Source organism: Pseudomonas sp. BAV 4579, from assembly GCF_009765395.1.
Taxonomy (GTDB): Bacteria; Pseudomonadota; Gammaproteobacteria; order Pseudomonadales; family Pseudomonadaceae; genus Chryseomonas; species Chryseomonas aestiva.
On the sequence record NZ_WHOV01000144.1, the window covers coordinates 1 to 11,235 of the forward strand.

Annotated in this window: 10 protein-coding genes and 1 tRNA gene; all 11 read left to right on the forward strand. The window is 67.3% G+C overall.

What is annotated here, in order from left to right:
* Window positions 1-2,158, forward strand: a 2,158-nt coding sequence (locus GSQ95_RS26900) for a FimV/HubP family polar landmark protein (protein ID WP_158973916.1), incomplete at its 5' end; no start/stop codon positions are given.
* Window positions 2,159-2,229: 71 nt separating this feature from the next.
* Window positions 2,230-3,081, forward strand: coding sequence for a tRNA pseudouridine(38-40) synthase TruA (gene truA, locus GSQ95_RS22515; protein ID WP_017641294.1), 852 nt, complete (start codon window positions 2,230-2,232; stop codon window positions 3,079-3,081).
* Window positions 3,082-3,135: 54 nt separating this feature from the next.
* The gene (locus GSQ95_RS22520; protein WP_158895374.1) at window positions 3,136-3,765 is read left to right on the forward strand and encodes a phosphoribosylanthranilate isomerase; all 630 of its coding nucleotides are present in this window, start codon (window positions 3,136-3,138) and stop codon (window positions 3,763-3,765) included.
* A 211-nt stretch (window positions 3,766-3,976) separates the two neighbouring features.
* A complete protein-coding gene (gene accD, locus GSQ95_RS22525) occupies window positions 3,977-4,846 on the forward strand; it encodes an acetyl-CoA carboxylase, carboxyltransferase subunit beta (protein WP_133860856.1) in 870 nt (289 codons plus the stop codon).
* Window positions 4,846-6,138 carry a bifunctional tetrahydrofolate synthase/dihydrofolate synthase gene (gene folC, locus GSQ95_RS22530; RefSeq protein ID WP_158895376.1) on the forward strand — a complete coding sequence of 431 codons (1,293 nt, stop codon included), beginning with the start codon at window positions 4,846-4,848 and terminating at the stop codon, window positions 6,136-6,138. Before accD ends, folC begins: the two co-directional genes overlap by 1 nt.
* Window positions 6,139-6,141: 3 nt before the next feature.
* Entirely contained in the window at window positions 6,142-6,807 is a 666-nt protein-coding gene (locus tag GSQ95_RS22535; protein WP_158973918.1) for an SPOR domain-containing protein, read from the forward strand.
* A 54-nt stretch (window positions 6,808-6,861) separates the two neighbouring features.
* On the forward strand, window positions 6,862-7,407 hold the full coding sequence (locus GSQ95_RS22540) for a CvpA family protein (protein WP_017641289.1): 546 nt from the start codon (window positions 6,862-6,864) through the stop codon (window positions 7,405-7,407).
* A gap of 82 nt (window positions 7,408-7,489) precedes the next feature.
* Window positions 7,490-8,998: an amidophosphoribosyltransferase gene (gene purF, locus GSQ95_RS22545; RefSeq protein WP_133860853.1), complete on the forward strand. Its 1,509-nt coding sequence runs from the start codon at window positions 7,490-7,492 to the stop codon at window positions 8,996-8,998.
* A 10-nt stretch (window positions 8,999-9,008) separates the two neighbouring features.
* Entirely contained in the window at window positions 9,009-10,220 is a 1,212-nt protein-coding gene (locus GSQ95_RS22550) for an O-succinylhomoserine sulfhydrylase (RefSeq protein WP_158896679.1), read from the forward strand.
* Window positions 10,217-10,984 (forward strand): SDR family oxidoreductase, encoded by a 768-nt coding sequence (locus GSQ95_RS22555; protein WP_158896680.1) that lies wholly within the window; start codon window positions 10,217-10,219, stop codon window positions 10,982-10,984. Before GSQ95_RS22550 ends, GSQ95_RS22555 begins: the two co-directional genes overlap by 4 nt.
* Before the next feature lie 80 nt (window positions 10,985-11,064).
* Window positions 11,065-11,140, forward strand: a tRNA-Val gene (locus GSQ95_RS22560).
* Window positions 11,141-11,235: the final 95 nt, after the last annotated feature.

Consider the following 11,235-nt stretch of genomic DNA (forward strand, 5'->3'; position numbering starts at 1 on the left):
GACCCAGACACGGGGCACCTACACCACCGAGCGGCGCGATACCCTCTGGGAAGTGGCGGCGCGCAATCGCCCGGCCGCCAGCGTTACCGTCGACCAGACCATGCTGGCGATCCAGGATCTGAATCCCGACGCCTTCATCGATCGCAACATCAACCTGATGAAGAGCGGCCAGGTGCTGCGCCTGCCCGATCAGGCCCAGGCCGGAACGCGTCCTCAACGCGAGGCGGTGGCCGAGATCGCCCGCCAGACCCGTGCCTGGAAGCAGGGCGGCGACAGCGCACCCGCTGGTACGCCGCGCCGGCAGGTGGATGCTTCCGCCCAGCCGAGTGGCAACGAGGCCGCGACGCCTGCCGCGCCCAAGGACAATCTCAAGCTGCTCTCCGGTCAGCCTGCCGGCCGCGCGGGCGAATCCGCCGGTGGCAAGGGCGGCGACCAGTCCCTGGCCGATCGCCTGGCGGTGACCCAGGAAAGCCTGGACACCACCCGCCGCGAGAACGAAGAACTCAAGAGTCGTCTGGGCGATCTGCAATCGCAGCTCGACAAGCTGCAGAAGATCATGCAGCTCAAGGACGCCCAGCTGGCGCGGATGCAGGCCAACATGGCCAATCCCCAGGCCGCGGGTCAGCCGGCCCAGCTGCCGGCGACGCCCGAAGCGGCGGCTCCGGTGACGCCTGCGCCGGCCGAGAACACCCCCGCACCCACGCCCCAGGAACCGACCGCCGCCGCGCCGGTCGCGCCAGTCGACGCCTCTGCACCTGCTACCCCGCCGCCGGGCAGTGAGGCCGGCACCGGCTCGGCGCCGCCCGCGGCCAGCGAGCCCAAGGTCATCCCGGTCACGCCAAGCACCCCGGCGACCGAGCCGACCGAGGCCACCAACAGTTTCCTCGACGAGATCCTCAGCAATCCGCTCTGGCTCGGCATCATCGGCGGCAGCGCCTTGCTGGCCCTGCTGGTCCTGCTGATGATCAACTCGCGCCGCAACGCGGTGAAGGAGGCCGAGCGCGAGCGCGACGCCGAAGCCGCGCGCACGGACACCGTGTTCGACGCCGATCCGGAACTGGGTGATCACCATGCCCTCGCCGGGCTGGAGCTGAACCAGGGCAGCCAGGACGCGGCGCGTGACGCCGACGCCCAGGACGATGCCCTGGGTCAGGCCGACATCTACATGGCCTATGGCCGCTTCAGCCAGGCGGCCGAGGTGCTCAAGAAGGCCAGCGACCAGGAACCCCATCGCGCCGATCTGCGCCTCAAGCTCATGGAAGTCTATGCCGAGATGGGCGACAAGGACGGCTTCCAGCGCGAAGAACGCGAACTCAAGGAGATCGGCGGCGCCCAGCCGGCGGTGGAGCACCTGAAGTCGCGCTACCCGGCCATGGCTACCGTCGCGGTCGCCTCGGCTGCGGTCGGGGCCGCCGCGCTGGCCGCCGCCCACGAACTGAGCGAGGAGCAATCGCGCAACCAGGGCTTCACGGCCACCGAGGACAGCCAGGACTTCGATCTGTCCCTGGATGACTTCGGCAGCGAGGATACCCAGGGCCATCAGCCTGCCGGTTCGGCGGAGGAACCCCTGTTCGGCGAAGCCTTCGCCGATGCTCAGGCCAAAACGGCCGACCCGCGCGACGATTTCGACTTCGATCTCAATTTCGATGCCGAACCCGCTGCCACGGCTGCGGCGACTCCAGCTGCCAAGGACGATGACTTCGCTCTGGACTTCAGCGAATTCGAGCGGCAGGGCGACCTGGCGCACGACGAGCCGACCGCGGGTTCCAGTGCGGCTTCGGCCTTCGACGAGCCCCTAGATGCGCCCACGCCGCCGGCGGCCGACGCCGAGCTGCCCGCAAGTTTCGACCTCTCCGACTTCGACGACGAGCAACCGGCGCCCAAGCGCGAAAGCGACGAGGAATTCGCCGCCCGCCTGCAGGAGGCCTCGCGCCAGTTCGATGCGGAGACCACCAGTGGCACGGCGGGTAGCGACGGTCTGGACGACTTCGACTTCCTGTCCGGCGAAGACGAAACCGCCACCAAGCTGGATCTGGCGCGCGCCTACATCGACATGGGCGATCCGGAAGGCGCCCGGGACATCCTCGACGAGGTGATTGCCGAGGGGAATGCCGGGCAGCAGCAGGAAGCCCGGGAGATCATCGCCCAGCTCAGCTAAGGCTGGCCGGACTTGGCAGAGGAGGGGAGGCGCTATAAGCTGCCTCCCCTTTTTTTTGCCTGGCCGTCGTCTTGGATTTTCTAGACCCCACGATCATCGTTCCGCCGCAGCGCATCGCCCTGGGCGTCGAATACAAGGGCGCCCGCTATCGCGGCTGGCAGCGCCAGCAGCCGGGTGTGCGCTCCGTGCAGGAGACCCTGGAAGACGCCCTCTCCGAGGTCGCTGCGGCGCCCATCGCGCTGCATTGCGCCGGGCGTACCGATTGCGGGGTGCATGCCACCGGCCAGGTGGTGCATTTCGAGTCACCCGTCGCCCGGCCGCTCAAGGCCTGGGTGATGGGCACCAACGCCAATCTGCCGTCGGATATCAGCGTGACCTGGGTCAAGCCGGTCAGCAACGAATTCCATGCCCGCTTCAGCGCCATGGCGCGGCGCTACCGCTATGTGATCTACAACGATCCCATCCGACCCGCGCACCTGGCGGAGGAGGTCACCTGGAATCACCGTCCGCTGCGGATCGAGCCGATGCGCGAGGCGGCCCAGGTGCTGCTCGGTACCCACGATTTCACCTCCTTCCGAGCCAAGGCCTGCCAGGCCAAGTCGGCGATCAAGACCATCCACCACCTGCGTCTCTGGCAGAGCGGACGGCTGATCGTCCTCGATATCCGCGCCAATGCCTTCCTGCACCACATGGTGCGCAACATCGCCGGGGTGCTGATGGCGGTGGGCTGTGGCGAGCGGCCGGTGGAGTGGGTGAGCGAGGTCCTGGCTGCGCGTGAGCGGCGTCTGGGGGGCGTCACCGCCCATCCCTATGGCCTCTACCTGGTGGACGCCGAGTATCCCGAGAGCACGCCCGTGCCGAAGCGGCCGCTGGGTCCGCTGTTCCTGGGGCATATCCCCGAGCTGGATGACCCCCAAGGCTGACGCTGCGCGGGTGGTCTGCTAACATCCATCGATTTGGAACGAGGTCATTCCGGTTTGGCTAACGTTCGAGTGAAGATCTGCGGGATCACCCGGGTCGAGGATGCATTGGCCGCGGCGGCTGCCGGCGCCGATGCCATCGGCCTGGTGTTCTATGCGCGCAGCCCGCGGGCGGTCAGCGCTGCCCAGGCCCGCCAGATCGTGGCGGCCCTGCCGCCCTTCGTGACCAGTGTCGGGCTGTTCGTCGATGCCTCGCCCTGCGAGATCGAGGAGACGCTGGACGCCGTGCCCCTGGACCTCCTGCAATTCCATGGCGACGAGTCACCGGCGCAGTGCGCCCGTTACCGCCGTCCCTACATCAAGGCCCTGCGCATGCGCGAGGACATCGACCTCGCCGTCGTCGCCCGGGACTATGCCGGCGCCCGCGGGCTGCTGCTCGACACCTATGTCGCCGGCGTGCCCGGGGGCACCGGCCAGGCCTTCGACTGGACCCGGGTGCCGCAGGACCTGTCGCTGCCACTGATCGTGGCGGGTGGGCTGGACGCGGATAACGTGGCCACGGCCATCGCCGCGTCCCGGCCCTTTGGGGTGGACGTGAGTGGCGGCGTGGAGCAGGCCAAGGGCATCAAGGATGCCGCCGAGATCGCCCGATTCGTGGCGGCCGTGCGGGGTGCGCCAACCGCCTGATGTGACCCTCGTCGGGTGGTTGCCGTCCACACCTGCGACATATTCAAGCAGACCCGCCCCGGGTGGGTCTGACGTCCGGCTCCCCGGGAGCCGGCATGTGACAAGAGGGTAGCGGCCCGGGATACAGCGGGCGCTGCCGAACCTATTACAGATGCTCAAGGAAGGCGTGGCCCAGGCCACGCTGGGAGCCCATGCAAGTGGAGAGAGATGCATGAGCAATTGGCTGGTCGACAAACTGATTCCTTCCATCATGCGGTCCGAGGTGAAGCGCAGTTCGGTGCCGGAAGGTCTTTGGCACAAGTGTCCGGCCTGCGAAGCGGTCCTCTACCGTCCGGAGCTGGAAAAGAATCTGGACGTGTGCCTCAAGTGCGGTCACCACATGCGCATCAACGCGCGACGCCGCCTGGACATCTTCCTCGACGCCGAGGGTCGTGAAGAGCTGGGTACCGAGCTGGAGCCGGTGGATCGCCTAAAATTCCGCGACAGCAAGAAGTACAAGGACCGTTTCACCGCGGCGCAAAAGGAAACCGGCGAAAAAGACGCGCTGATTTCCATGCGCGGCACCCTCAAGGGCATGCCGGTGGCGGTCTGCGCCTTCGAATTTTCCTTCATGGGCGGCTCCATGGGTGCTGTGGTCGGCGAGCGTTTCGTCCGCGCGGCCAATGTGGCCCTGGAAGAGCGCTGCCCGTTGATCTGCTTCTCCGCCTCGGGCGGTGCGCGGATGCAGGAAGCCCTGATCTCCCTGATGCAGATGGCCAAGACCTCCGCAGTGCTGGCGCGTCTGCGCGAAGAGGGCATTCCCTTCATCTCGGTGCTGACCGATCCGGTCTATGGTGGTGTCTCCGCCAGTCTGGCGATGCTGGGCGACGTCATTGTCGCCGAACCCAAGGCGCTGATCGGCTTCGCCGGTCCGCGCGTGATCGAGCAGACCGTGCGCGAAAAGCTGCCGGAAGGCTTCCAGCGCAGCGAGTTCCTGCTGGATCACGGCGCCGTCGACCTCATCGTCTCGCGTAAGGAATTGCGTGATCGCCTGGCGCGTCTGCTGGCGACCTTCCAGCACCAGCCGGTCCCGGCGGCCTGATGGCTTCGCGCAGCCTCGCGCAATGGCTGGCCTATCTCGAGCAGCTGCATCCGTCGGCGATCGACATGGGCCTGGACCGGGTGCGCGAGGTCGCGCAGCGGCTGGGCCTGACCCGGCCGGCGCCGCGGGTGGTGACCGTGACCGGTACCAACGGCAAGGGCTCAACCTGCGCCTTTCTCGCCAGCCTGCTGCGCGCGAGCGGCCAGCGGGTCGGCGTCTATGCCTCGCCGCACCTGGTGCGCTACAACGAGCGCGTCGACGTGGACGGCACCCTCGCCAGCGATAGCGATCTCTGCACCGCCTTCGCTGCCGTGGAAGCCGCCCGCGGCGAGATCAGCCTGACCTATTTCGAAGTGGGTACCCTGGCCGCCTTCTGGCTGTTCGAGCGTGCCCGGCTGGATGTCGCCGTCCTCGAGGTCGGTCTGGGCGGACGCCTGGATGCGGTCAACCTGATCGATGCCGATCTGGCGCTGGTCACCAGCATCGGCCTGGATCACGCCGAATGGCTGGGCGATACCCGCGACAGCGTCGCCGTGGAAAAGGCTGGGATCTTCCGCGACGGCAAGCCGGCCCTCTGTGGCGATCTGGATCCCCCTGCGCCGCTGATCGACGCCGCCGAGCGCCTGGGCGCGCCCTTGCTGCTGCGCGGTGAAGCCTTCGATCTGCGCATCGAGAGCGCCGGCTGGTTCTGGCGCGGGCGCGATGCCCAGGGCAACGACCTGACGCTGCCGGGCCTGCCGCTGCTCGATCTGCCCATGGAAAATGCCGCCCTGGCCTTGCAGGCCTACGCGTTACTCGAACAACCCTGGCTGCCGCAGCAGATCGCGGCAGCGCTCCAGGCCACGCGCATGACCGGACGGCTCGATCGGCGCCAGGTCGAGCGGGCCGGGCAGAGGCGCAGCGTCCTGCTGGACGTGGCCCATAATCCCCATGCCGCCGAATACCTGGGCCGCCGCCTGGCGATGAAGCCGGTCGCCGGCGTACGGCGCGCGGTGTTTGGCGTCCTGGCCGACAAGGACCTGGACGGCATCCTGGCGCCCCTGGAAAGCCTGTTCGCCAGCTGGGCAGTGGCGAGTCTGCCGACCCCGCGCAGTCGCGACGGTGGCGAGGTGGCCGCTATCCTGCAGGCACAGGGTGCCCGGGCCGAGGCCCATGCCTCGCTGCTGGCCGCCTTCGAGGCGCAACTGGCCGCCAGTGCGGCTGACGACGAGGTGGTGGTGTTCGGCTCCTTCTACAGTGTCGCCGAGGTCCTCGCGCAGCTCTCTTCCCCATCCGAATCCGCGGAGGCATAACCCATGCTCAAGCAAAGAGTCATCGGTGCTCTGGTGCTGCTGGCGCTGATCATCATCTTCGTCCCCATGCTCTTCAATCGTCAGGACGATGCCCGCAAGGTAGCGGTCGAAGCGCCGGCCCAGCCGGCCGCACCCACGGTGCCCAGTACCGAGGTGCAGCCGGTGCAGACGCCCGAGGCACCGCCGGTGGTGGTGGTGCCGGACGAGCCGGCCAAGCCGCTCGGCAAGCCGCAGACGCCGATCGCCGGCACTTCCGGCCAGGCGCCGACGCAGAATGCGCCGGCGAGCCCCGCGCCGGCGCCATCCCAGCCTGCCGCGCCGGTCGCCAAGGCGCCGGCCGCCAGCGCACCCGTCGCCAGCGCTCCGGCGGCACCTGCGGCGGCCCCGGCACCCGCGGCCAAGCCGGATTCGCGCCTGGGCGCGGCCAATCTGCCCAACAGCTGGTCGGTCCAGCTCGCCAGCCTGTCGTCGCGGCCCAGCGCCGATGCCCTGCAGGCCAAGCTGCGCAGCCAGGGCTACAACGCCTATGTAAGGACCGCCGACGGCATGAACCGGGTCTTCGTCGGGCCGGTGATAGAGCGCGCCGAGGCGGATCGCCTGCGCGACCAGCTCAACAAGCAGAATGGCGTCAAGGGCTTTGTCGTCCGCTTTCAGCCGGAGCGCGGTTAACCCGGTCACAAGGCTCTGCTAGAATGCAGGGCCTTTTTGTAAGTGGACCTTGCCGTGGGCTTCACCTGGGTGGACTGGGCGATCGTCGCCGTTGTCATCGTTTCCTGCCTGATCAGTCTCAGGCGCGGCTTCGTCAAGGAAGCGTTGTCACTGGCCACCTGGATCGTGGCCGGTGGCGTGGCCTGGGTCTTCGGCGGGGCTCTGTCCAATTACCTGGTCGACTATATTCAGGTGCCGTCCGGGCGGGTGATCGCCGCCTGTGTCATTCTCTTCGTGCTGACGCTGCTCGTCGGCGCCCTGGTGAGCTTCTTGCTTGGCGAATTGATCCGCGTCACCGGCTTGTCGGGCACCGATCGCTTTCTCGGCATGGCCTTTGGCGCCGCCCGCGGTGCGTTGCTGATCACCGTGGCGGTGGGGCTGCTGAGTCTGGGGCCGGTCCAGCAGGACGGCTGGTGGCAGCAGTCGGTGCTGGTTCCACATTTTCTCCTGGTGGCCGATTGGTCGAAGAATCTGTTGTTGGGCTTTGCCGGCCAATGGCTGGGCGCGACGCCCATGCCCAGTCTGCAATTGCTGCCACAGCTGGGGCCCAAGGCTCCTTGAACGATTTTCCAGGCCTCGCACTGCCGGGGTCATCCTGCGATGGTTCGCCGTCGCATCACTTGAAACAGTGGGGTCGCGTCGCATGTGTGGCATCGTAGGTATCGTGGGCAAGACGAACGTCAACCAGTCGTTATACGACGCGCTCACCGTCCTTCAACATCGCGGTCAGGATGCCGCCGGTATCGTCACCAGCCTGGACGGTAAACTCTTCCTGCGTAAAGACAACGGCCTGGTCCGCGACGTCTTCCAGCAGCGGCACATGCAGCACCTGGTCGGCCGCATGGGCATCGGCCATGTGCGCTACCCCACGGCCGGCAGCTCCAGCTCCGCCGAGGCGCAGCCGTTCTATGTCAACTCGCCCTATGGCATCACCCTCGCGCACAACGGCAACCTGACCAACGTCGAGCAGCTGTCCCGCGAGATCTACGAATCCGATCTGCGCCACGTCAACACCAATTCCGATTCCGAGGTGCTGCTCAACGTCTTCGCTCACGAGCTGGCGGTGCGCAACAAGCTGCAGCCGACCGAGGACGACGTCTTCGCCGCGGTCTCCGAGGTCCATGAGCGCTGCCGTGGCGGCTACGCCGTGGTAGCCATGGTGACGGGCTACGGCATCGTCGGCTTCCGCGATCCCAACGCCATCCGGCCCATCGTCTTCGGCCAGCGTCACACCGAATACGGCGTGGAATACATGATCGCCTCAGAGAGCGTCGCCCTCGACGTGCTCGGCTTCACCCTGATCCGCGACCTGGAACCGGGCGAAGCGGTGTACATCACCGAAGACGGCCGGCTCTACACCCGTCAGTGCGCGCAGAATCCGCAGTACGCGCCCTGCATCTTCGAGCACGTCTACCTGGCCCGCCCGGATTCCATCATCGACGGCATCTCGGTCTACAAGGCCCGCCTGCGCATGGGCGAGAAGCTCGCCGAGAAGATCCAGCGCGAGCGGCCCGAGCACGACATCGACGTGGTCATCCCGATTCCGGATACCAGCCGCACCGCGGCCCTGGAGCTGGCCAACCACCTGGGCGTCAAGTTCCGCGAGGGCTTCGTCAAGAATCGCTACATCGGTCGGACCTTCATCATGCCCGGCCAGGCCGCGCGCAAGAAGTCGGTGCGCCAGAAGCTCAACGCCATCGAACTGGAATTCCGCGGCAAGAACGTGATGCTGGTGGACGACTCCATCGTCCGCGGCACCACCTGCAAGCAGATCATCCAGATGGCCCGCGAAGCCGGCGCCAAGAAGGTCTATTTCTGCTCGGCGGCTCCGGCGGTGCGCTTCCCCAACGTCTATGGCATCGACATGCCCAGCGTGCACGAGCTGATCGCCCACGGCCGCACCACCGAGGAAGTCGGCGAGCTGATCGGCGCCGACTGGCTGATCTACCAGGACCTGCATGACCTGCAGGAAGCCGTGCGCACCCGCAAGGCACCCAAGGTCGAGCAGTTCGACTGCGCGGTGTTCGATGGCGAGTACATCACCGGCGACGTCGATGCCGCCTATCTGAATCGGATCGAGCAGGCGCGCAACGACGCGGCCAAGGTCAAGCACAAGGCCGTCAGCGCCATCATCGATCTCTACAACGACTAAGGAGCTGCACATGAGCCAAGACTGGGATGCCGGACGCCTGGACAGTGATCTCGAGGGCGCGGCCTTCGAGACCTTGGCGGTGCGGGCAGGGCAGCAGCGCTCGCCGGAAGGCGAGCATGGCGAAGCCCTGTTCCTGACCAGCAGCTACGTGTTCCGGACCGCCGCGGATGCCGCGGCGCGCTTCGCCGGCGAGGTGCCGGGCAACGTCTATTCGCGCTACACCAATCCCACGGTGCGTACCTTCGAGACCCGCATCGCGGCCCTCGAAGGGGCCGAGCAGGCGGTGGCCACCGCCTCGGGCATGTCCGCCATCCTGGCCATGGTCATGAGTCTGTGCAGCGCCGGCGACCACGTGCTGGTCTCGCGCAGCGTGTTCGGCTCGACCATCAGCCTGTTCGAGAAGTACTTCAAGCGCTTCGGCATCGAGGTGGACTATCCACCGCTGGCCGACCTGGACGCCTGGCAGGCGGCCTGCAAGCCCAATACCCGGCTGTTCTTCGTCGAGTCGCCGTCCAATCCCCTGGCCGAGCTGGTGGACATCGCCGCCCTGGCCGAGATCGCCCATGACCGGGGCGCGCTGCTGGCGGTCGACAACTGCTTTTGCACCCCGGCGCTGCAGAAGCCGCTGGCGCTGGGTGCCGACATCGTCATCCATTCGGCGACCAAGTACATCGATGGTCAGGGCCGGGGCATGGGCGGCGTGGTCGCCGGCCGTGCCGAGCAGATGAAGGAAGTGGTGGGTTTCCTGCGTACCGCCGGTCCGACCCTGAGCCCCTTCAATGCCTGGCTGTTCCTCAAGGGCCTGGAGACGTTGAAGATCCGTATGCAGGCGCACAGCCAGACCGCACTGGAGCTGGCGCGCTGGCTGGAAGGCCAGCCCGGCGTCGAGCGGGTCCACTACGCCGGCCTGGAAAGCCATCCGCAGCATGGGCTGGCGTGCCGCCAGCAGAGCGCCTTCGGCGCCGTGGTGAGCTTCGAGGTCGCCGGTGGTCGTGACGCTGCCTGGCGCTTCATCGATGCCACCCGGATGATCTCCATCACCACCAACCTGGGTGATACCAAGACCACCATCGCCCACCCGGCGACGACCTCGCACGGGCGGCTGTCGCCGGCCGAGCGTGCCAACGCCGGGATCCGCGACAGCCTGATCCGTATCGCCGTGGGTCTCGAAGACCTGGGTGATCTGCGCCAGGACCTGGCCCGCGGACTGGCGGCCCTATGAGTCTGACGTTCGCGCCGGTGGAATTGCGCGTCGCCCTGGTCACCGGCGCGGCGCGTGGGATCGGGCTGGGCATCGCCGCCTGGCTGGTAGCCGAAGGCTGGCGGGTAGTGGTGGCCGACATCGAGCAGGAGCGCGGCGCCAAGGTGGCCGCCGCCCTTGGCGACCGCGCCTGGTTCGTCGCCCTGGACGTGGCTGACGAGAGTCAGGTGGAGTCCGCCGTCGCCCAGGTGATCGGTCAGTTCGGGCGGCTGGATGCCCTGGTCAACAATGCCGGTCTCGCCACTGCCCAGGGCCAGCCGCTGGAAAGCCTGGCACTGGCCGAATGGCGCAGGGTGCTCGGGGTGAATCTGGACGGCCCCATGCTGCTGGCCAAGCATTGCGCACCCTATCTGCGCGAGCAGCAGGGCGCCATCGTCAACATCGCCTCGACCCGTGCCCAGCAGTCCGAGCCCCATGGCGAGGCTTATGCCGCGAGCAAGGGCGGGCTGCTGGCCCTGACCCACGCCCTGGCCATCAGCCTGGGTCCGGAAGTGCGGGTGAATGCGCTCGCTCCGGGCTGGATCGATGCGCGCGATGCCCATGTCCGCGAGGCCGAGCCGCTGTCCGCCACCGACCACGAGCAGCATCCGGTCGGGCGGGTAGGGACGGTGGAAGATGTCGCGGCCTGCGTGGCCTGGCTGCTGAGTGGCAACGCCGGTTTCATCAGCGGTGAGGCCATCACCCTGGACGGCGGCATGACCCGCAAGATGATCTACCGGGAATAGCGCCCACTGGAAAATAAAATTGGAAAAATCCTTGACGGATCAAGGGGCTACGAGGAGAATGCGCGTCACCCGAAGGGGATGGCTGATTAGCTCAGCTGGGAGAGCACCTGCATCACACGCAGGGGGTCGGCGGTTCGATCCCGTCATCAGCCACCAAACTCTTCGGGAAGTGTTCCGCAAGGTACACGCAATGCGCGGCGGTAGTTCAGTCGGTTAGAATACCGGCCTGTCACGCCGGGGGTCGCGGGTTC

What these genes read in the sequence shown, in the direction of transcription:
- accD (WP_133860856.1), top strand. Translation starts at nt 3,977, where the DNA reads ATGAGCAATTGGCTGGTCGACAAACTGATTCCTTCCATCATGCGGTCC.
- folC (WP_158895376.1), top strand. Translation starts at nt 4,846, where the DNA reads ATGGCTTCGCGCAGCCTCGCGCAATGGCTGGCCTATCTCGAGCAGCTG.
- GSQ95_RS22535 (WP_158973918.1), top strand. Translation starts at nt 6,142, where the DNA reads ATGCTCAAGCAAAGAGTCATCGGTGCTCTGGTGCTGCTGGCGCTGATC.
- purF (WP_133860853.1), top strand. Translation starts at nt 7,490, where the DNA reads ATGTGTGGCATCGTAGGTATCGTGGGCAAGACGAACGTCAACCAGTCG.
- GSQ95_RS22550 (WP_158896679.1), top strand. Translation starts at nt 9,009, where the DNA reads ATGAGCCAAGACTGGGATGCCGGACGCCTGGACAGTGATCTCGAGGGC.
- GSQ95_RS22555 (WP_158896680.1), top strand. Translation starts at nt 10,217, where the DNA reads ATGAGTCTGACGTTCGCGCCGGTGGAATTGCGCGTCGCCCTGGTCACC.